Origin of the sequence: Spelaeicoccus albus (assembly GCF_013409065.1) — a bacterium.
In the GTDB taxonomy this organism is placed as follows: domain Bacteria; phylum Actinomycetota; class Actinomycetes; order Actinomycetales; family Brevibacteriaceae; genus Spelaeicoccus; species Spelaeicoccus albus.
The window spans coordinates 1,552,779-1,573,404 of sequence record NZ_JACBZP010000001.1; the positions used below are offsets into that span (position 1 = coordinate 1,552,779).

21 protein-coding genes and 1 pseudogene are annotated in these 20,626 nt (G+C 64.1%); 13 read left to right on the top strand and 9 right to left on the bottom strand.

Translation table 11 applies throughout. The features are described from left to right. Positions 1 to 70: 70 nt before the first annotated feature. The 6 genes and pseudogenes from BJY26_RS07145 to BJY26_RS07165 all read left to right on the top strand — a co-directional run bounded on the left by BJY26_RS07145 (position 71) and on the right by BJY26_RS07165 (position 6,253). The gene (locus BJY26_RS07145; protein ID WP_179426908.1) at positions 71 to 946 is read left to right on the top strand and encodes an NAD(P)H-binding protein; all 876 of its coding nucleotides are present in this window, start codon (positions 71 to 73) and stop codon (positions 944 to 946) included. 82 nt (positions 947 to 1,028) lie between these two features. Then, positions 1,029 to 1,556, top strand: a complete 528-nt coding sequence (locus tag BJY26_RS07150) for an SRPBCC domain-containing protein (RefSeq protein ID WP_179426910.1) — start codon at positions 1,029 to 1,031, stop codon at positions 1,554 to 1,556. 98 nt (positions 1,557 to 1,654) lie between these two features. Continuing rightward, positions 1,655 to 2,209, top strand: coding sequence for a cysteine hydrolase family protein (locus tag BJY26_RS07155; protein ID WP_179426912.1), 555 nt, complete (start codon positions 1,655 to 1,657; stop codon positions 2,207 to 2,209). Between the two features lie 6 nt (positions 2,210 to 2,215). Continuing rightward, positions 2,216 to 2,926, top strand: a pseudogene (locus tag BJY26_RS19700) (phosphotransferase enzyme family protein); the annotation flags it as partial. A gap of 274 nt (positions 2,927 to 3,200) precedes the next feature. Continuing rightward, positions 3,201 to 4,994, top strand: a complete 1,794-nt coding sequence (locus tag BJY26_RS07160) for an IlvD/Edd family dehydratase (protein ID WP_237249060.1) — start codon at positions 3,201 to 3,203, stop codon at positions 4,992 to 4,994. 53 nt (positions 4,995 to 5,047) lie between these two features. After that, entirely contained in the window at positions 5,048 to 6,253 is a 1,206-nt protein-coding gene (locus BJY26_RS07165) for an FAD-dependent oxidoreductase (protein WP_179426914.1), read from the top strand. Positions 6,254 to 6,263: 10 nt separating this feature from the next. Here the strand turns inward: BJY26_RS07165 and BJY26_RS07170 are convergent, their stop codons facing one another. Further along, on the bottom strand, positions 6,264 to 7,151 hold the full coding sequence (locus BJY26_RS07170) for an SMP-30/gluconolactonase/LRE family protein (RefSeq protein WP_179426916.1): 888 nt from the start codon (positions 7,149 to 7,151) through the stop codon (positions 6,264 to 6,266). Next, positions 7,148 to 8,464 (bottom strand): MFS transporter, encoded by a 1,317-nt coding sequence (locus BJY26_RS07175; RefSeq protein ID WP_218852316.1) that lies wholly within the window; start codon positions 8,462 to 8,464, stop codon positions 7,148 to 7,150. The genes BJY26_RS07170 and BJY26_RS07175 overlap by 4 nt, the downstream gene beginning before the upstream one ends. Positions 8,465 to 8,586: 122 nt before the next feature. On the opposite strand from BJY26_RS07175, the gene BJY26_RS07180 reads away from it, so the two are divergent. Next, the gene (locus tag BJY26_RS07180; RefSeq protein WP_179426918.1) at positions 8,587 to 9,897 is read left to right on the top strand and encodes an MFS transporter; all 1,311 of its coding nucleotides are present in this window, start codon (positions 8,587 to 8,589) and stop codon (positions 9,895 to 9,897) included. Between the two features lie 52 nt (positions 9,898 to 9,949). Here the strand turns inward: BJY26_RS07180 and BJY26_RS07185 are convergent, their stop codons facing one another. The 5 genes from BJY26_RS07185 to BJY26_RS07205 are packed head-to-tail and all read right to left on the bottom strand — an operon-like array spanning position 9,950 to position 14,852. Then, positions 9,950 to 11,467 carry a tripartite tricarboxylate transporter permease gene (locus BJY26_RS07185; protein ID WP_179426920.1) on the bottom strand — a complete coding sequence of 506 codons (1,518 nt, stop codon included), beginning with the start codon at positions 11,465 to 11,467 and terminating at the stop codon, positions 9,950 to 9,952. Next, entirely contained in the window at positions 11,468 to 12,070 is a 603-nt protein-coding gene (locus BJY26_RS07190) for a tripartite tricarboxylate transporter TctB family protein (protein WP_179426922.1), read from the bottom strand. Between the two features lie 4 nt (positions 12,071 to 12,074). Beyond that, positions 12,075 to 13,070: a Bug family tripartite tricarboxylate transporter substrate binding protein gene (locus tag BJY26_RS07195; RefSeq protein ID WP_179426924.1), complete on the bottom strand. Its 996-nt coding sequence runs from the start codon at positions 13,068 to 13,070 to the stop codon at positions 12,075 to 12,077. A gap of 16 nt (positions 13,071 to 13,086) precedes the next feature. Beyond that, a complete protein-coding gene (locus BJY26_RS07200; protein WP_179426926.1) occupies positions 13,087 to 14,088 on the bottom strand; it encodes a 4-hydroxythreonine-4-phosphate dehydrogenase PdxA in 1,002 nt (333 codons plus the stop codon). Further along, on the bottom strand, positions 14,085 to 14,852 hold the full coding sequence (locus BJY26_RS07205; RefSeq protein WP_179426928.1) for a GntR family transcriptional regulator: 768 nt from the start codon (positions 14,850 to 14,852) through the stop codon (positions 14,085 to 14,087). Before BJY26_RS07205 ends, BJY26_RS07200 begins: the two co-directional genes overlap by 4 nt. Positions 14,853 to 14,995: 143 nt before the next feature. Here BJY26_RS07205 and BJY26_RS07210 point away from each other — a divergent pair, with 143 nt between their 5' ends. From BJY26_RS07210 to BJY26_RS07220, 3 genes are all read left to right on the top strand, one after another. After that, positions 14,996 to 16,192 (top strand): CaiB/BaiF CoA transferase family protein, encoded by a 1,197-nt coding sequence (locus BJY26_RS07210; protein WP_179426930.1) that lies wholly within the window; start codon positions 14,996 to 14,998, stop codon positions 16,190 to 16,192. 5 nt (positions 16,193 to 16,197) lie between these two features. Continuing rightward, the gene (locus tag BJY26_RS07215; protein ID WP_179426932.1) at positions 16,198 to 16,977 is read left to right on the top strand and encodes an enoyl-CoA hydratase; all 780 of its coding nucleotides are present in this window, start codon (positions 16,198 to 16,200) and stop codon (positions 16,975 to 16,977) included. Positions 16,978 to 17,039: 62 nt separating this feature from the next. After that, on the top strand, positions 17,040 to 17,915 hold the full coding sequence (locus tag BJY26_RS07220; RefSeq protein ID WP_179426934.1) for an aldo/keto reductase: 876 nt from the start codon (positions 17,040 to 17,042) through the stop codon (positions 17,913 to 17,915). On the opposite strand, the gene BJY26_RS07225 is transcribed toward BJY26_RS07220, so the two are convergent. Further along, positions 17,909 to 18,676: a YhfC family glutamic-type intramembrane protease gene (locus BJY26_RS07225; protein WP_179426936.1), complete on the bottom strand. Its 768-nt coding sequence runs from the start codon at positions 18,674 to 18,676 to the stop codon at positions 17,909 to 17,911. The genes BJY26_RS07220 and BJY26_RS07225 overlap by 7 nt on opposite strands. Positions 18,677 to 18,778: 102 nt before the next feature. Here BJY26_RS07225 and BJY26_RS07230 point away from each other — a divergent pair, with 102 nt between their 5' ends. Then, positions 18,779 to 19,249, top strand: a complete 471-nt coding sequence (locus BJY26_RS07230; RefSeq protein WP_179426938.1) for a hypothetical protein — start codon at positions 18,779 to 18,781, stop codon at positions 19,247 to 19,249. Beyond that, a complete protein-coding gene (locus tag BJY26_RS07235) occupies positions 19,246 to 19,548 on the top strand; it encodes a winged helix-turn-helix domain-containing protein (protein WP_179426940.1) in 303 nt (100 codons plus the stop codon). The genes BJY26_RS07230 and BJY26_RS07235 overlap by 4 nt, the downstream gene beginning before the upstream one ends. 17 nt (positions 19,549 to 19,565) lie before the next feature. On the opposite strand, the gene BJY26_RS07240 is transcribed toward BJY26_RS07235, so the two are convergent. Next, positions 19,566 to 20,036 carry an SRPBCC family protein gene (locus BJY26_RS07240; RefSeq protein WP_179426942.1) on the bottom strand — a complete coding sequence of 157 codons (471 nt, stop codon included), beginning with the start codon at positions 20,034 to 20,036 and terminating at the stop codon, positions 19,566 to 19,568. 105 nt (positions 20,037 to 20,141) lie between these two features. On the opposite strand from BJY26_RS07240, the gene BJY26_RS07245 reads away from it, so the two are divergent. After that, positions 20,142 to 20,618 carry a MarR family winged helix-turn-helix transcriptional regulator gene (locus BJY26_RS07245; protein WP_179426944.1) on the top strand — a complete coding sequence of 159 codons (477 nt, stop codon included), beginning with the start codon at positions 20,142 to 20,144 and terminating at the stop codon, positions 20,616 to 20,618. Positions 20,619 to 20,626 lie beyond the last annotated feature (8 nt).

The window sequence follows — 20,626 nt, forward strand, 5'->3', positions numbered from 1 at the left end:
CAATAGTGCTATCGTTAAATTATCGTTGATATTCAAAATACGATTCCATTGATATCTAAAAGGGGAAGACATGATTGTTTTGACCGGAGCGACCGGGCAGCTCGGCTCACAGATCGTCGACCAATTGCTCGCTCGGATCCCTGCCGATCAGGTCGGCGTCAGTGTCCGCGATACGGCCAAGGCCGCCGAACTGGCGAAGCGAGGAGTACGGGTTCGCCGTGGCGACTATTCGGAACCCGACACGCTTTCCTATGCCTTTGAAGGCGCCGATCAGGTGTTCGTCGTGTCCTCGGGTGCTACCGGGTCCGAAGCCGTCGCCCAACACACGAATGCGATCGACGCGGCGCGGGCGGCGGGTGCGGCACGGGTCGTTTACACAAGTCATCAAGCCGTTTCGAGCGATTCGCTGTTCCCGCCCATGCGTGATCACGCCGCCACCGAGCGGTATTTCGCCGAACAACACGGCGCGTTCACGTCGCTTCGTAATGGCTTCTACGCTGCTACGGTGCCATGGCTCATCGGCAACGCATTGGAGAGCGGCACCCTGAGTGCTCCGGATGACGGTCCGGTTTCGTGGACCACTCACGCGGACCTGGCCGAAGCGGCCGCCATCGCACTGGCTGACGGCGGCTCGGCTGACGGCGAGCTGAGTGGCCCGACGGCGCCGCTGACCGGGCCGGAAACCCTCGACCTGGAGGCCGTCGCCGGCATCCTGTCGGATCTCACCGGGCGGCGGATCTCCCGAGTGATCGTGGGCGACGATGAATGGAAGGCCGGTGCAATCGCGCACGGAATGCCGGACGGGGCGGCGGAGTTCACGCTCGGGATCTTCCGTGCGGCGCGCCGCGGTGAGTTTGCCGTGACCGACCCCGCCCTCGAACGGATCCTCGGCCGGCCGGCCGCGTCGCTGGCCTCGGTGCTCGAAAAACTGGTTGCCGGGCAGTAAGGACGCGGTGCTCGCGCGACGTCCGCGTACCGAGCCGTGATTCTGTACACTGGGCCGTACCCAACATCGCGGAGGGGCCGACATGTCAATCGATGGACAGAGTGAAACAGCGGACGGCACTGTTGAAAACGCCGGAGACGGCCGGAGTGTGATCAGCTTCTCAAGGCGCCTGCACCACCCGGTCGAATCCGTCTGGGCAGCGCTGACCCAGGGGGATCAGCTGATCAATTGGTGGGGTCAGGCCGTGCTGGATGTCGAAGTCGGCGGTGAATTCACCATGCGGTGGCTCAACACCGACAAGAATGGTGACTCGGTCACGATGCAAACGGTGATCACGCAGCTCGAGCCGGAGTCTCTGTTGGAAACCCGGGGCGATCCGCACGGCGTCCTGCGTTGGGAACTGCGCGATGAGGGCGGCGAGGTCACCGGCCTGGCGTTCAGCAGCACGCTGGAATTGCCGGACGAGTACCGGGCACCGACGCTTGCCGGCTGGCACTACCATCTCGATGCACTGGCCGGGCACCTTGCCGGCGAGCCCACCGATCTGGTCAACCTTCCCAACGATCGGTGGAACGGACTCTACGAACTGTACGGGGAAAAACTCGCCTGACCGGTCCGCCGGCGCTTTTTCGATAGCCGTTGTCGGTGCCGTGGCGTAGCCTGTCTCATTATTCGCTCCGCCCAACCGATACTGCCTTGGGAGAGGTCATGACAACGCTTGAACACCGGCCCAACTCCGCATTGCTCGTGGTCGACGTGCAACAAATGGTGGTTGCCGAAGCCCACAATCGAGATGCGGTGGTTGCCAATATCGCCGCTCTCGTCGACAAAGCGCGAGCTGCCGGAACCGACGTGATCTGGGTCCAAAACAACAGCGACGAACTCCCGCGCGGTAGCGACGGCTGGCAGCTCGTGCCCGAACTTTCCCGGCTCGACTCCGAGCCTCTCGTTGACAAACAGTACGCCGATGCGTTCGAGGCGACCGACCTCGAAGCCGTCCTCGCCGCGCGGGCGGTCGGAAGCTTGATCGTCGTTGGCGCGGAAACCGACCAGTGCATCCGGTCAACACTGCATGGCGGCTTCGCCCGCGGATACGACGCCGTGCTCGTCAGCGATGCTCACACCACGAACGACCTCAGCGACTTCGGCGCACCGCCGCCGGAACAAGTCATCGCGCACACCAACTTGTATTGGACGTATCAAGAGGCTCCCCGCAAGACCGGTGGAACCGTCGCGACCGACGAAGTCTCGTTCGCGGTGTAACCGGTCATGGACGACGTCGCCGGGTCGCGCTGGTTCGGATGGGCCGAAGAGATCCTTGGTGCCGGCCCCGTCGTCGACTGGCACGGCCTTCGCGAAGGCGGCGCGCCGTGGCTGCTGACAACGGCCGGCACGGCATCGACGCCGGGGCGCTCGGCTGTCCTGCGAATCGGCGAGAGCGACGATCCGGCCGCCACGGAGCTCGAGGCCGCGGCGCTCACTGCCGCCGGCGGGTGCGGAGTTCCCGTCCCCGAGGTGTACGGTTTCCGGCCGGACGGCGACCGCCCACTTCTCCTGATTAGCGCCGTCGAAGGTGCCAGCACGATTCCGCAGGCGCCTGACGTCAACCGGCTCCGAGCCTTGGGCCGGACGGCCGCACGAATTCACGCGGTTGCGGCTCCCGGGAAGCTTCCCACTCGTACTCGCCCCATTGAGATTGTCGACTTCGCTGCACTCCGCCGAACGAGCGAACCCGAACCTCTGTTGCGCCGAGCGGAGGATGCCGTTGCCTCGTCCGCCACTCCCGCGCCGTCCGGCTTCGTGCACGGCGACCTCTGGCAGGGCAACGTGCTGTGGAACGACGGCGAACTCGCCGCCGTCATCGATTGGGATTGCGCGGGCATCGGCGACGCCGGCGTCGATCTCGGATCGCTGCGGTGCGACGCCGTGCTGTGTTACGGCGCTGCTGCCGCCGACGACGTGCTCGCCGGCTGGGAAGCCGAAGCGGGCCGTCACGCCGAAAACCTCGCTTATTGGGACGTCGTCGCCGCGCTTTCAACGCCTCCCGACCTCGGATGGTTCGTCACGGCCATAGGCGATCAAGGACGCTCGGATCTTTCCCAAGAAGTCTTGCGCGAACGCCGCGACGAGTTCCGAGGCCGCGCTTCTCGACCTCTGAACCGCTCCCACGGCAACGGGGCCAGCCGGGTAATGTGCATCCCAAGGCCACTGCCGAGCGCCGGCACTGGCGGGCGCCACGATCAAAGGGGTCACATTGAGTTCCGATCACAACCGCGAATTGCGTTCGCGGTCATGGTTCAACGATCCGGCGAACCCCGGAATGACGGCGATTTACCTCGAGCGCTACCTCAACTACGGGATCACGATCGAGGAATTGCAGTCCGGCAAACCCATTATCGGCATTGCCCAAAGCGGATCGGACCTCTCGCCGTGCAACCGCCACCATTTGGAGCTGGCGAAACGAGTGCGCGACGGAATTATCGCCTCCGGCGGTATTCCGCTCGAGTTCCCGGTCCACCCGATCCAAGAGACAGGCAAACGCCCCGGCGCCGCACTCGACCGGAATCTCGCCTACTTGGGTCTTGTCGAATTGCTGTACGGCTATCCGATCGACGGCGTCGTTCTCACCATCGGGTGCGATAAGACCACACCGTCCCAGCTGATGGCCGCCGCCACCGTGAACATTCCCGCGATTGCTCTCTCGGTCGGCCCCATGCTCAACGGCTGGCATGACGGACAGCGCACCGGATCCGGCACCATCGTCTGGAAGGCCCGCGAACAACTGGCCACCGGCGACATCGACTACGACGAGTTTCTGGAGCTTGTCGCGTCGTCCACCAACTCGGTCGGTTTCTGTAACACCATGGGCACCGCGTCCACCATGAATTCGCTCGCCGAGGCCCTCGGCATGGAGCTGCCGGGCGGCGCCGCCATCCCGGCGCCTTACCGGCAACGCGCGCAAATGTCCTATCAGACGGGTGCCCGGATCGTCGACCTCGTTCGGGACGACGTGAAGCCGTCCGACATTCTCACGCGCGATGCCTTCCTCAATGCCATCGCCGTCAACACGGCCATCGGCGGCTCGACTAACGCGCCCATCCATTTGCAGGCCATTGCCCGCCACATGGGAGTCGACCTGTCGTTGTCGGACTGGCAAACGCACGGCCACGACCTGCCGCTGCTGGTCAACCTGCAGCCGGCCGGCGAATATCTCGGCGAAGACTTCTACCGTGCCGGCGGCGTGCCTGCCGTCGTCAATCAGCTCATGGACGCCGGAGCCATCCGTGACGACGCCATGACCGTCAGCGGCCGGACGATAGGGCAGAACTGTCGCGGCGCCGTGATCGAGCAGCCCGAGGTCATCCGGCCCTATCGGGATCCGCTGATGCACAGTGCCGGCTTCGTCGTCATGACCGGCAACATCTTCGACGCCGCCATCATGAAGACCTCCGTCATCGACGACGAGTTCCGCCGCCGGTACCTGCAACAGCCCGGTGATCCGGACGCGTTCGAGGGGACCGCCATCGTGTTCGACGGCCCCGAGGACTACCACGCCCGGATCGAAACCGAGCCGGGCGTGGACGCCCGCAGCATCCTGTTCATGCGTGGCGCCGGACCGATCGGCTATCCGGGCGCTGCCGAGGTCGTCAACATGCAGCCGCCGGCCGCGCTGCTGCAAGCCGGGATCGGCGCGCTGCCCTGCATCGGCGACGGCCGCCAGTCGGGCACCTCCGGGTCGCCCTCCATCCTCAATGCCTCACCGGAGGCAGCGGCCGGCGGCAATCTGGCAGTCCTCCGGACGGGTGACCGGGTGCGCGTCGACTTGCGGAAAGCGCGCGTCGACATGCTCGTCGACGATGAGGAGATCGCCGCGCGGCGCACGAAGCTCGACTCGGCCGGCGGCTACCGCGGCCCTGCCTCGCAGACTCCGTGGCAGCAACTCCACAGGGACAGCGTCGGTCAAATGGACGCCGGCATGGTGATGGAGGACGCCACCGGGTATCAGCGGATCGCGCAAACAAAGGGCCTGCCGCGGCACAGTCACTAAAACTAGTGTCAACTTAAGTTGACGATCGCGGTTACATGCGCCACAATGACGCAATGACGAATGACGGCTCGAACCCGATCGACGTCGCAGTCGTCGGCGCCGGCCCCGTCGGGCTGCTGCTTGCCGGTGAGCTTGCCGCACGCGGCGTCGACGTCGTCGTCCTCGAGCGGGCGGACTCGCCGTCATCGACGCCGAAGGCGAACGGCATCGTCGGTCATTCGGCAGTCGAACTCGCCTCGCGCGGAGTCTTCAACGGCACGGAATTCGCAGTCATGTCGCCTCCCGTTTTTCAATTCGGCCCTCTCGCACTCGACCTCGGCAGCGGAAACGATAACCCGCTGCACATCCTTCCCGTGCCGCAGCGCCGTCTTGAGGACCTCCTCGAGACACGAGCCGTTCGGCACGGCGCCCGGATTCACCGCGGACACGAGGTCGCCGGCTTTACTCAGGACGGCGCCGGCGTCGGTATCGACGCGTGCGCAGGCGACGGCACCACCGAGATCCGCGTGCGCTTTCTGGTCGGGTGCGACGGCGCGCGCAGCTTTGTCCGCAAACACGCCGACATCGGCTTCCCGGGCTTCACCGGCGACGAGATCTCGCGGATCGCGCGCGTGCGGATTTCCGCCGATCGGATGGTGCGAACCGACGGCGGATTCGAGATTGCCGGCGTCGGCGAAGTCGCGGCAATGCGCATGAATCGGCTGGCCGGCGGCGGGCTCACGATTGCGCCCATGGACGTCCTCGACCGCAGTGCCCCCGACGACCTCTACCTGATCAGCACCCGCGAACCGCGCGGCGACGCCGAACCCGGCGACGCCCTGTCGGCCGACGAACTTCGTGCAAGCCTGCGGCGAGTGACCGGCGCCGAAATTCCGTTCACGGATGCCACGGCGATTCGAAGCACAGTCGGTAACAGCCGCCTGGCTGATGCCTATCGTCGCGACCGGGTCTTTTTGGCCGGCGACGCCGCGCACGTCTTCAATGCGGGCGGCTCCGCGTTGAACGTGGGCCTCGAAGACGCGTTCGACCTCGCCCCCAGGCTCGCTGCGGCCGTCCGGGACGTGTCGCTCGTCGGTGAACTCGACGGCTACGAATCCGTACGGCGACTGGCCGGTGAACGCACGCTGCAGCATACTCGGGCACAGGCCGCTCTTGCCCGCGACGACGAGGAAAGCCGTGCCGTTTGCGAGGTCGTGGGCGGGCTCACCTCTGAGCGGGAGGTCTCCCGGTCGCTCGCCCGGCTGCTCGAGAGCGCTTGAGGGCGAAGCCTTAAGCTGGGCGCGCGTTCGTCTGAATCGAGTACAGGCTGGTGGTGGCCGTGATGAACAGACGGCCGGATTCGCCGAAGCAAAGGTTCGCCACGGTTTCCGGAACCGGGATACTGCCGATCTGTGCGGCGTCCGGCGTGAAAATCTGCACCGAGTCGGCGCTCGACGTCCAAACGTTGCCGTTGGTGTCCACGCGGAGTCCGTCCGGGATGCCGGGGGAGATCTCGGCGAACTCTCTGCCGTTCTTGGCCCGCCGCCCGCCGACGATGTCGTACGCGTGAATCGAATGTCCCGCGCCCTCGAGCGGCTTCGCTGCCCGGTCGGGAGTAGCGGCGGAGGAATCGGCCACGTACAAAATCGATTCGTCCGGCGAAAAAGCCAACCCGTTGGGCATGACAACATCGGTGACGACCGCCGACAGGTCACCCGTCGACGGATCGACCCGGAAAACGAACGCGTCGCCGTATTCCGGCGAGCCGACGTGCCCTTCCTCGGGACGTGAGATGCCGTACGTCGGATCGGTGAACCAAATAGTGCCGTCGGATTTCACCACGACGTCGTTCGGGGAATTCAGACTGTGGCCGTGCCAGCTGTCAACCAACACCTCGACATCGGTTCCGGTATCGCGGCACACGGCACGCAGCCCGTGCGAGCATTCGATCACGACGCCGTCGCGGTCGAGAGTGCGTCCGTTCGTATACTCCGCGTTCCGGTTGTACTCCTCGAGCAGTCCGGTATCGACCAGGTATTCAAGGATCCGGTTATTGTGAATGTCGCTGAAGCGCACCGCTCGGCGTTCCGGCAGCCACACCGGCCCCTCGGCCCAGCGCGCGCCGGTCGCGACCCGCTCGAGTTGGGCGCCTTCCGGAATCAAGCCGGCGCCGGTCAACGGTAAGCTTCCTGCATCTTCTTGTCCTTCGTCGGGTCGGTGATGAACGAGATCGGAATCAAAGCCAGCAGGCACAACGCCGCCAGAAACAGGTAGTGCCAGACGAACCCCAGGTTACCCACGATCATGCCGGCGATGGGGCCGGCGACGACGCCGGATGCGCCGAGCCCGACGCCGATCATCAGGCCGAGGCCGGACGACGCGCCCTCCGGGACTGCATCGATGATGGACGCGTACATCACCGGATACGGCGAATTGCGCACCAGGCCCCAGCACAACAGGATGATCCACGCCAGCGCCACCGAGTGGATGAACACCATGGCCGCGATGGTGATCGCCATGCCGACCGTGAGGATCTTTAGCGACGACTTCCGGCCGGTGTGATCGGACGCTGCACCCCACACGATCTGGCCAATCCACCCGGTGATGCCCGAGGCACCGGCAATGATGGCCGCCGTCGACAGCGGCACCCCGACGTCGCGCGTCAGCTGCAACGTCAGGAACGAAATGATCGACGTCTCGGTGAACAAGAAGATGAAGTTGAGGATGACCGCCAAGAACACATTACGAGTCTTCAGCGCCTCGGCCGCCGACCGGAACATGCCGCGGACGCGTTCGCCGACATGCAGCTTTTCCCGGCGTACCGTTTCAACCGACGGGGTCATGTCGTGGGCGCGGATCCACCGGTTCACTCGTTCGAGATTCTTCGGCCGGGCCAAAATGATTTGCAGGACGGCGATCGGGATCGCTATCAGCGGCAGGAACAAGAAGACTTCGCGCCAGCTGGCGGCCGCGATGACGGCGCCGATCAGCACCGGGCCCAGGAATTGGCCGAACGGAAAACCGGTGTGGTGGGCTCCGACGGCGAATCCGCGATCTTCGCGTTGCCACCATTCGCCGACCATCGTCACGTTCACCGGTTCCATGCCGCCGGTGCCGATGCCCATCGTCACCCGTAGCACCCGCAGGGCGGCCAGCGACGACGTGAATGCCGTAATCACCGCTGAAATCGAGGCGACGAACACCGCCACCAGCCAGCCCCATGCCCGGCCCGGGCCCTTGCCGAACGCATCGCCGAACATGCCAAGAAGCAGTCCGCCGACAACCGTTCCCGCATAGCTGAGGCCGATCAGGATTCCGCCTTGCGTGGTGGTGAGATGAAAATCGTCGAGGATGGCCGGCATGACCGTCGGCAGCAGCATCCGGTCAATGGCGATCATCAAGACGGCAAGCGTGGTGACGATCAACATCACCCACGACAGCGGGTGGGCGCGGGGGATATGCCGGGAAAACCCGGTCGGGCGCGATGACATGTGATGCCCTTCGTGGCGACAATCGTCAAACAACGGGATTTCCGTAGATGCTATACGATGCATGAGATTATGCAAGGGTATAAAGGAAGTTCCGCGTAGTTGACCGGCAGAGAGGCACGGCAATGTCCGAGGCAATAAACCCCGAACCGCACACGATCGACACCAAGCAACTCCGTCGAGTTTCCGCCGGCTCGCTGATCGGCACCGCAATCGAGTGGTACGACTATTTCGTTTACGGACTGCTTGCCGCACTGGTCCTCGGTAAGTTGTTCTTCCCGTCGTCCGACCCGGCCGTCAGCACAATTGCCGCGTTCTTGTCGTTCGCCATCGGATTCGCGGCACGGCCCGTCGGGTCGATAATCTTCGGCCACCTGGGCGACCGGATCGGGCGGCGCAACACGCTCATCACGACGGTCCTCGTGATGGGGATCAGTTCCGGCGCCATCGGCTTGCTGCCGACCTACCAGACGATCGGCGTCTGGGCTCCCATTCTGCTTGTCACGATGCGCATCGTCGAAGGGCTGTCGGTCGGCGGCGAATGGGGCGGCGCCGTGCTGATGGCCGTCGAACACGCGCCGGCCAAGAAGCGCGCGTTCTACGGGGCGATGCCGCAGTACGGGTCGCCGGTCGGCAACTTGGGGTCCAGCGGCATCGTCGCGCTGGTCACGCTGTTGCCGCGCGATCAGTTCGAAGCCTGGGGATGGCGAATTCCGTTCCTGATCTCGTTCGTGCTGATGGGTATCGCCCTGTACATCCGCTACCGGGTGGACGAGACGCCGGAATTCAAGAAACTCCTCGCCACCGGTCGTGAAGTCAAGGTTCCGCTGTTCGACGTCATACGTACGAGCTGGCGGCGGTTGCTCGTCGGGGTGTGCGCCAGCCTGGTGGGCAGCGCCCCGTTCTATCTGCTCACGACCTTCATCGTCAGCTACGGCACCAACTCATTGCACCTGGCGGCGGACATCATGCTCACGGGCACAATGCTCGGCGCCGTACTGGAGGGCATCGCGATCTTCATCGGCGGGCAACTCGGCGACAAGTTCACGCCCTGGGCGGCCGTCGCATTCACCGGGCTGCTCTCGGTCGTGCTGGCATTTCCGCTCATGCTCATGGTCGGCACCGGTTCGCCGGTACTCGTCATCATCGCCGTAGGCGTCGGGATCGGCCTGCTCGGGCTGCCGTACGGCGCGCTGGGGTCGATGATGGCCCAGATGTTCAGCGACAGGTCGCGGTACACGGCCGTGGCTCTTTCCTACAACGTGTCCGGAGCCATCGGCGGATTCGCCCCGTCGGTGGCGCTGGCCGCGGTGTCGGCGTTCGGCGGCACGTTGTGGGCAACTGCAACGCTGTTGGCGTTCAGTATGCTGGTCACCGCAGTTGGAGGATTCATGGCCGGGCGGGCAGCCGGAAACGATTCCACCCGCCGGGCCTGAACCGCAAAACGCGGTGCGGGGTCGGGGACGTCAACGGGGGCCGAACCGCCGCTTACTTCAGTGCATCTTGGCGGTCCCGGCCGCTACGCGTTGAGTCCTTCAAGCGGTTGAACAGCTTCCTGATCAGCGGGCCGGCGACCACCAGGATCGCGACCGCGAAGATCGCCAGCGCTATCGGATGCGTCAAGAAGATCCCGAAGTTTCCGCCGCTGATCTGCGAGGTCTGCACCAGGTTCTTCTCCATCAACGGGCCGAGGATCACACCGAGAAGGAGCGGCACGGTCGGCCAGTCGTAACGCTTCATGAAGTAGCCGATCAGACCGAACGCCATGGCGACCCACACATTGAACATGCGGTTTTCCAGCGCATAGGCGCCGATCAGCGACAACGCGATGATCATCGGGTACAAGAACGAATACCGAACCCGCAAGATCGACGCAAAGAACGGCGCCAGCGGCAGGTTGAGCAGGATCAGCAGAATGTTGCCGATGTAGAACGACGCCATCAGCCCCCACGCGATGTCCGGCTGTTCGGTGAGCAGCAGCGGGCCGGGCTGCAGTCCATACAGCAAGAACGCGCCGAGCAGTACCGCCGTCGTCCCCGAACCGGGGATGCCGAGGGTCAGTGTCGGCACGAACGAGCCGTTGGTGGCGGCATTGTTGGCGGCCTCCGGCGCCGCCACGCCTTCGATCGCCCCCTTGCCGAACTGGTGACCGTTCTTCGACGTCCGCCGTTCCACGTCGTAGGCGAAGAACGACGCGAGAGTGGCTCCCGCGCCGGGCAGGATGCCGAGGAAGAACCCGAGCACGCCGCCGCGAGCAATCGGCTTCGGCAGTCGGCGCAAATCGTCCTTGCGTAGGATCATGTCGCGCACACGGGTGTGAATCGGCTTGTGCGAGCCGGCGCCGACCTGCGTCAGTACCTCGGCGATGGCGAACAGGCCGATCACGATCGGCAGGAAGCCGATTCCGTTGATCATGTTGACGTTGCCGAACGTGAATCGGGCGACTCCGGACTGCGGGTCGAGACCGACGGTGCCGATCACGACGCCGAACGCGGCCATGGCCAGGCCCTTGGCCTGCGACGACCCGGTGAACCCGATCACCCCGGCCAGGCCCAATATCATCAATGCGAAGAGTTCCGGCGGCCCGAACGTGAGCGCGACGTGCGCGAATGCCGGCGCCAACAGCATCAGCGGGACGATCGTGATGGTGCCGGCTACGAACGAGGCAATGGCCGATGCCGCCAGCGCCTGTCCGCCGCGACCTTGCATGGCCATCGGATGGCCATCCAGCACGACGACGACGCTAGCCGAGTCGCCGGGGGTGGCGATCAAGGTGGAGGCGATCGACGATCCGTACTGGCACCCGTAGTAGATGCCGGCCAGCATGATCAGACCGGTGACCGGTTCGAAGTTCACCGTCAAGGGCAGCAGCAGTGCCACTCCGGTGGCCGACCCGAGGCCCGGCAACAATCCCACGATCGTGCCAATGATGACCCCGATCAGGCACCAGAGCAGATTTTCCGGCGAGAGGGCGACGGAGAAGCCGAGAATGACGTCATGAAACATTTAAAATCCCCACGGTCCAATCGGGATCGGGATCTTCAAGAAATCGGCGAACAGCAGGTAGAGCAGAATCATCACGCCGGCGCTGACGATGATCGAGAGCCACCAGCGCTCCCGGTCGATGAAACACAGCATGGCGACGGCTGCCAGTCCGAAAGCGACGGCGATGCCCAGCACCGGGGTGAGCGCGACGGCCGCGAGTGCAACGATGAACACGATGCCGGCCTTGCGCCATGTCGGGGCAGTGCTTTCCTCGGCATCGCCGCCGATGCGGACGCCGTCCGCATCGGCGGCCGAAGCCTCCCTGATTTCGGAAGCCGCCCCGCCGTCCGGAGCCTCGACGACAGCGCCGGACGACGCACGCTCCGCCGCCGCGGGGCGGTCGGCCATCGCTTCTCGGCGCGCCCGAATGACCGCACCGACCACCGCGGCGATGCCAAAGACCGCCATCGCCACTCCGAACGCGAACGGCACGAACCCGGGTCCGATGACCTGGCCGGTGCGCAGTCCGTACGTCGGTGACCACGCTGCTACGAACGCGCCGATCGCGATCGTGATGCATGCACCGATCAAATCGGGCTTCGAGACGGACGTGAGATAGCGCATTCGACTACGAGCCGCTCGGGAGCGCTTGTTTCACCTGGTCGGCGTAGCTGCTCAGGTATTTCTTGAACGCCGCGGGTTCCTTGACGTCGGAGACGAGATCGTTTTGCTTCACGTACTTCTTGTAATCAGCCGACTCCGAGTACTTTTTCAGCACGCCCGTCCAATATTTGATCTGGGCGTCAGTCATATCCGGCGGCCCGAAGATTCCGCGCCACTGACCAAAGGACACGTCGATTCCCTGCTCTTTCGCCGTGGGGATGTCCGACAGCGATCCCTTCAAGCGCTCGTCGGAAAAGACGCCGATCGCCCGCAGCTTGCCGGCCTTGATCTGCTCGCCCGCCTCTCCGGGATTCAAGATGCCGCCGTCGAGGCTGCCTCCGAGGAGCTGCGTGACCATTTCACCACCGGATTGCACGACTACCTTGCGGAACTTCACCTTCGACTCGTCTTGGAAAAGATTCGCCACCAGCGCATCGGGGCTCGACGTGCCGGAGACGCCCATGCGGAATTTGCCCTTCTTGGCGAGGGCAACGACGTCTTTCAGGTTTTTCAGTTTCGAATCGGCCGGCACCATGAGCAGATTGTTGTCATTGGCGAGCTGCATGAGCGGCGTGAACGACTTCCACGTGTAGCCGAGCTTGGTCGTCATCGGCAACGCGATCAGCGACGTCTCCGCGGCAAGGAGATATTGCCCGTTCCCCTTCTTGGACCGGATGAACGAGTAGCCGACCGCTCCGGACCCGCCTTCGTGGTTTTCCGTCGTGACCTTGGCCGAGGAGTTGTCCTGGATGCCGCTTGCGACCGCGCGGCCGAAGATGTCGCTGCCTCCGCCCGGCGAGAAGGGCACGACCATGTGCACTTGCCCGCTGGGTTTCCACGTATCGGCCTTGTCGCCGGAGGAGCTGGTCTTCGTCGAGCAGCCGGCGACGGTGAGTGCGAGCACCAGCGCTGTGCCGGCGGCGCCGACGATGCGCAGGTGCCTGAATTTCTGCGTGGACATTCCGTTCACCTTTCCTTTATTTGTGCGCTGATTGCGTCATGCGGCGGGCCGCCATCGTGGCGGCGAGCCTGAAGGCATTGAAAGTTGCTTGGGGGTTTGCTTTTCCGGTTCCCGCAATGTCGAACGCCGAGCCGTGTGCCGGCGTGGCAATGGGAATGGGCAGCCCGCCTTGGACGGTGACGCCCTTGTCGAAACCCATCATTTTCATGGCGATCTGCCCCTGGTCGTGGTACATGGTGACGACGCCGTCGAACGCGCCGGCGCGAGCCTTGAGGAATACCGTGTCCGACGGGAAAGGCCCGGCGACGTCGATGCCCGACTCGCGCGCGGCACGCACGCCCGGTTCGATCTCGTCGATTTCCTGCCGGCCGAAACTGCCGTTCTCGCCGGCATGCGGATTGAGCGCGGCCACGCCGATCCGAGGATGCTCGATGTCGGCGTCCCGCAGAGATTCGTCAAGCATGGTGACGGTGGCGGCTACGGCGTCGGCCGTGATTTTGTCCGGTACGTCGGCCAACGCGATATGCGATGTGACCCGGGCAGTCCAAAGCTTGTCAAGCACGTTCAATTCGGATGTCACTCCGGTGAACTCCAGTTGGCGGGCGAACCAGCGAAGCTCGTCGTGCTCGCGCATTCCGGCCAAATGCAGCGACGTCTTATTCAGCGGAGTGAAGCAGATTCCGTCGGCCTCGCCGGCCCGCACCAGCTTCAGCGCATGCCGCAATCCGTCGAGGGCCCAGCGGCCGGTGTCCTCGCCCACTCGTCCAAGGACGTCGGGCAGCGGATCCCGTCGGCCCGGATCGGCTAGGACGGGCCGGCCGGCACCAATCCGGTCGGCGAACTCGGGGGAGACGTTCGCGTGCCGAGAAGCACGATCAACCTCATCGGCGGAAGCGACGGCAAGTACGTCGGTACCGGCGTAAACCTCCGGCGATGCCAATAGCGTTGCGGCGAGTTCGCCCCCGACGCCGGCCGGGTCGCCAAACGTGAGCGCGATGCGCGGCTGCCGGGGGGTCATGAGCGCGCTCCCGAATCGGACGCGGCATGGGCCCGCAATCGCTCGAGCCACGCTGCCGATTCGTCGCTGGCGCCGTCGAGCTGATCGACGACGTCGATCAGGAATGTCTCGGATCCGTGATGATCGAGTGCGTCCGTAATCTCGGCGCAATCGCCCCGCTCGATGACGGCGAGGAGGGTCCGATGCCGTTCGACGTTCCCGGTCAGATCTTCCAGTCGCCGGCGAGCCCGGTTGTTCATGGCCATGCAGAGCTCGAGTTGCAAAGCCATCGACCGGTAGGCGGTTTCCAGTCGGTGATGCCCGGCCAGCCCGACAACCGAGATGTGGAATTCGAAGCCGGCCCGGGTCATGGCAGCCTCGTTGTCGGTGGGCACTATCTCGTCCATGGCCTCCAGAGCGGAATAGCACCGGGCGAGACGGTCGGAGTTGAGGTTGGGAAGCGCCAGTTGCATCGCCAATCTCTCCAAGTCGCGGCGCATTGTGACGATCTCGAATACGTCGTGCTGCGTCAACGGCGTCACAATCGCCCCGCGACGCGGGATCTGGACGATCAGCCCCGCATACTCGAGCGATTTCAGCGCCTCGCGCAGCGGAGGGCGCGAAATGCCCAGTTGTTCGCACAATCGTTCTTCCACCAGGCGATCTCCGGGCAGGAAGTCGCCGGACAAGATGATGTCCGTCAACGACTGAGTCGCCAGCGCGGCGAGACTCGGGGGCGACTTGATCTTCGACGCCGCGGCGGCTGATTGATGTGAACCGTGCACCTTTGCTCCTCCCGACGCCTGTCGACGACGTTGCAATTACCGACTACTGTATACAATATTGGAAGGAAATGTAACCCATCTCACATTGCGCCGCAACTGCGATGGCATGGGAAGCTCATCAGTGAAAGGCACGGGGATCGGAAATGACGGAGCAATCACACGCACCATTGGCGGGGATCACGGTCCTGGAAGTCGGTGTGTTCATGGCCGCGCCGTTTGCGGGCATGCAACTGGCCGATCTCGGGGCGCGAGTGATCAAGATCGAGAATCCGGACGGCGGGGAGCCGACTCGGCTTTCCGGGCCGTTCATTGACGGACAAAGCTCACCATTCATGCGCTTGAACCGGAACAAGGAATCGCTGGCGCTGAACTTGAAGTCCGACTCCGGCAAGGCTGCCTTCAAGCAGCTTGCCGCTCGTGCCGACGTCGTGATCGAGAACTTCAGGCCCGGGGCGATGCGCCGACTCGGCCTGGGGTACGAGGATCTGCGAGCGGACAATCCGTCCCTCATTTACGCCTCCGGATCCGGGTGGGGCCAGACCGGACCGATGGCGACGCTGCCGGGCCTGGACATCATGGCGCAAGCCCGCTCGGGCTTGATGAGTATCACGGGCTTCCCGGACATGCCGCCGGCCAAGGTCGGCGTGCCGATCTGCGATCTGACGACGGCGCTCTATCTGTCGCTGGCGGTCACTGCGGCAATTCACGAACGCGGGACGTCGGGTGAGGGACAGTACATCGATGTGTCGCTTTTCGAATCCGGAGTGTCCTACGCCGTGTGGGAGGCCGGAGCATATTTCGCCGAAGGCACAGTGGGCGGGCCGAACGGATCGGCTCACCAGAATCAGGCTCCGTACCAAGCGGTGAAGAGCAAAGACGGGTACGTGACGATTGGGGCGAACACGCCGCGGAACTGGGAGTCGTTCTGCCGCGCACTGGATCTCACCGAGCTTCCGGACGACGAACGCTTTGCGACCGGGCCCGACAGATTGCGCAATCGACAGCAGCTGGCGGACATCATTGAACAACGCACCGAAACGCTCACGACGTCCGAAGTCGTCGACCTGCTCACGGAGACCGGCGTGCCGTGCGCACCGATCTCCGGATACGGCGAGGTATTCACCGACGACACCCTCGAGGCACGGGAGTTCTTTTGGGACGGCGACCACGCCACTGTCGGTGCAGTGCGGCAGATCGGCTCGCCCATGCGGTTTTCGCGCACGCCTGCGGTACGCCGCGCGGCCGGGCCGATGCTTGGGGCGGATAACCGGACAATTCTCGGCGAGCTCGGATACGAGGGAGAAGAGCTCGACGAACTCTGCAACACGGTGAAAGGGTGACGAGTATGAGCCACGACGAAGCGACGGACGACCTGATCACGAGCGTCGACGGCGGCGTCTTGCAGGTGACGTTCAACCGTCCCAAGCAGCGCAACGCCATGACGTGGCAGATGTATCAAGGGTTGTATGACGCGTGCGAGAGGGCCGACCAGGACGAATCGATCCGTGTCATGGTGCTGCGCGGTGCCGGCGGCGATGCTTTTGTGGCCGGCACGGACATAGGCCAGTTTCGGGAGTTCACGGGCGAGGACGGGGTCGAATACGAAGGGCGGATCAGCCGGATCCTCGGCCGGCTTTTCGCCGTGAACATCCCGGTGGTCGCCGTGATCGACGGGTTCTGCATCGGCGGCGGACTCGGGATTGCGGCAGCGGCCGACATTCGTATCTGCCGCGAGTCGGCCCGTTTCGGCGTGCCCATTGCGCGCACACTCGGCAATTGCCTGTCCACGAGCACACTCGGTGCGCTTGTCCGCTTGATCGGACAGTCGTTGACCACGGACTTGCTGCTCACCGCACGGCTGATGGACGCCGCAGAAGCACTTCGATCGGGGTTCGTCACGGCAGTAGCCGACGACCTCGATGCGGAGGCCGAGCGGTTGACCGGACGGTTGCTCGGCAACGCGCCGTTGACGATGTGGGCCACCAAGGAGAGCCTGCGCCGGTTGAACGCCGCCGATTCGGTCGATGATGACGATATCGTCTCCCGGATCTACGGAAGCAATGACTTTGCCGGTGCCGTCGACGCGTTCTTGTCCAAGGCCAAACCGGAGTGGCACGGCCGGTGAAGTGCCCGGCCGGAATGGTCCGGCCGTAAGATCATGAGCGGAACTCGAGCTTTGGAGGAACTATGGGTGCAGTCCCACGATTGACATTCAACGACGGACACACGATCCCGCAGCTCGGCTACGGCGTGTGGCAAGTGGACGACGACGTCGCATCGGACGTGGTCGGTCAGGCTCTGCGGGCCGGGTACCGCCACATCGACACGGCGCAAGGTTACGGCAATGAAGGCGGAGTCGGCCGCGCACTCGCGGCGGCAGCCGACGCCGGCATCGCGCAGGATGATGTGTTCGTGACAACCAAACTGTGGAACGCCGACCAGGGATACGACGCCACAATGCGGGCTTTTGACGCGTCGATGGAGCGACTCGGCATCGAAACCCTCGATCTTTTTCTGATTCACTGGCCGACTCCGGCACGGGATCTGTACGTTGACACGTTCCGCGCATTCATCGAGCTGCGCGAACAGGGCCGCATCAAATCGATCGGCGTATCGAACTTCACCATCGACCATCTGACCCGGCTGATCGACGAGACCGGTGTCACGCCGGCGATCAACCAAATCGAGCTGCACCCGCGATTCAATCAGCCGGAATTGCGGGCATTCCACGCCGAGCACGGCATCCTCACCGAGGCCTGGTCGCCGCTCGGGCAAAACCACGCGATTTGGCAGCACGACCTCGCCGACGTGCCGGCGCTCGAGGATCCGGTGATCTCCGATATCGCCGCTCGGCACGACGCCAGCCCGGCACAGGTGATCATCGCCTGGCATTTGGCGTTGGGCAACGTGGTCATTCCGAAGTCGGTCACGCCGGCGCGAATAGTCGAGAATTTCGCGGCGTCCGGCATTTCGTTGAGCGAGTCCGATATTGCAGCCGTGACCGGATTGCATACCGGCGAACGTATCGGCCGGGATCCGGCTACTGCCGAACACGGTTACTGAACGACCGGCCGCGTCCGGAGCGTGGTGCGCGCAAGTCTCGGCTCGGCGTCAACATCCCCGCCCAGCGTGCCGCTGCGGACAAGACGGATGATGAGTGCCAGTGCCGCAAGGGCGATCAGCGTCCAGAGACCGATCCATACGGTTGCCGGTGCATAAGCGGTCAGGGTGAACATCAGGGCGTCGACCGCTGCATGCGCGGCAATTGCGGCAACTATCCACTTGCGACCCCGCCGGTAGGCGAGCACGACCATGACGGCAAAGATGATGTGGCAGAGCATCGCGGGAATTCTGTCGGCTCCGGTCCCGATGAAGAGTAGCGGATTGGCATGCCGGAAGGCGGCGACGGCCGCCGGCGGGTAGGCGCCCGGCGACACGGTCATCATGACGGCACCCAGCAAATACGGGACGGCCATGGTGATGGATTCCATTCCGCCGTGGCCGATTCCTGCGGCAAGAGCCCCGCCCATGTCGCGCCGGCGCCGCAGCGGCCCGACCCGGAAGCTGAAGTACCGGGCCGTTTCTTCAAACACTCCGTAGATCAGTGCGGACAAGAGAATCATTACTTCGCCGTGGCCCAGCGCGCCCGGCAGCAGCCATTTCGTGAGAAATGAGTTGAGGATGAGCTGGGCCAAGAAGAAGCCGGCGGCAATGAAGGGAATGCCGGCGGGCACTCTCCAGCGCCGGCACACCACCAACGAGGCGGCGACGGGCAGCCCGATCATGAGCAGCATTTCGATGGTGATTCCCAACGTCGTGAACACGGCGTCCTCCTTATCGGATCGTTTGGTGGATCAAACATAGCAAGTAGTTTCCGATCTGGAAAGTACTTGTCGATAAGAATATTATTTGCTACCTTTGCAGGCATGAACGAAGAACAAGCTGCGGCACGCAACTCCGTCGATCAGGGCGGCGACGAGACACCGGTGGATCCTCAGGCGGCGCTCGGAATCGTGAACAGCGTGCAAGAGCGCAGTCGACGCGCAACGAGTTGGCTCGGAACCTTTTTTCTGCTTTACGGCATCGGAATCGCCCTGGTGGGGATCTCGATCGGCGCCTCGGGCGGCCGATTCACCACGGCCGCCATGGTCTTGTGGGTTGTCTTTGTCGTCGTCACGGTGATGTGGGCGAATTTGAAGCGGGCGGTCATCAAGGGCATGGGATCGCTGATGGCAATCTGGGCGATTTGCTTTTGCGCGACCTGGGTGCCGACCGTCACGATCGGGGCCACCGTGTTTCCGCACCGGGTGAGCTGGTGGATCTGGTGTGGCATCGGAACGATCATCGTGCATCTGGTGCTGGCCGTCTGGGTGTGGCGGAAGTCGGCACGGCGATGACGGCGACCCATCCTCGGCACGGTCTCGACTCGGCGCTGCAAGCTCCCGTACGGTTGTCGATCGTGGCAATGCTCGCCGGTATGGACAAGGCGGAATTCTCGCTCGTCCGCGACACCATCGAGGTGTCCGACTCCGTGCTGTCCAAGCAGTCTCAAAATCTCGAGGACGCCGGGTATGTCGCGATTACCAAGGGATTCGTCGGTAAACGACCCCGTACCTGGTTTTCCTTGACGGACGACGGGCGAGTGGCGTTTGAGCGGCATATCGCCGCATTGCGACAGATCGCCGGGGCCGACTGACGAGCGCGAGCCGCACGTTAGCGCTCCGTCGCCGCCCTTTCCAGGCAGGCCAATGAGGCCTCCAGGTGATCGACCGGGAACGGCGGGAACGAGATGTACTCGCGAAGAGCATCGGGCACTGCCGACCAGTCGTACGTCAACACCGTGCGGGTCCCCTCGACGGACGGGGCCAGGTCATAGCGCCAGGTCCACCCTCCGGTGCGCAGTGTCCCGTCGTCGTTGAATTCTTGGCCGGTCTGCCACGCGATGGCGCGCGGCATGTCGAAAATGGTCACCTCGTTGTACGTCGTGTAGTGCCCGCCGGCATTGTCGTTGAACATATTCATGCCGAAGACCTGGCCGACCTTGGTGATCGGCTGCGGGTCTATCGCGTCGCGGACCCAGTCGGTCGGCTCGGTGAACTGATGCTTTGTCGGGTCGCAGAGCACCGCGAAGATGGCGTTCGGGCCGACGTTCATGGTGCGGGTGGCAATGAGTTTCTCGTCCATCGAATTCACACTACTCCACGTTTCGGTACGAGCGCGGCGAGCCGAGGTCGCTTGCGGTACGGCGCCGTGTGGAGACATATAGCATCACTATGATATAACAGCATTATGCAATTTTCGGAAGCCGCGGACGACGACGTGTCGTACCGTTTCGGCCTCGTGGTCGAGCGCCTTGTCCGGTGGTTGCGGTCGGCGTCGTCCAAGGGGAGCGGCGCGGTATCGTCGTCCACCGCGACCGCCCTCGGCAGGCTGCAGCAAGAAGGCCCGATGCGAATCACGGAGCTGGCTCAAGTCGAAGGCATCTCGCAGCCGGCAATGACCCAGCTCGTCGACCGAATCGTGAAGGCAGGGCTCGCTCGGCGCACGACGTCCGGCGATGACCGGCGTTGCGTCCTCGTGGAGATCACGCAAGCGGGCGTCGACACCGTCGACGAACGTCGTCGCCGGCGCTCCGGGCATCTCCACGCTTTGCTGCAAGACCTCGCTGACGACGAGCGAGCAGCGATCGTGGCCGCCCTGCCGGCTCTCGAGCGGCTCAGCGATTCGGCAATGGCCACGCCCGCGACTTCCGTCACCGCAAACTAAATTCCGAA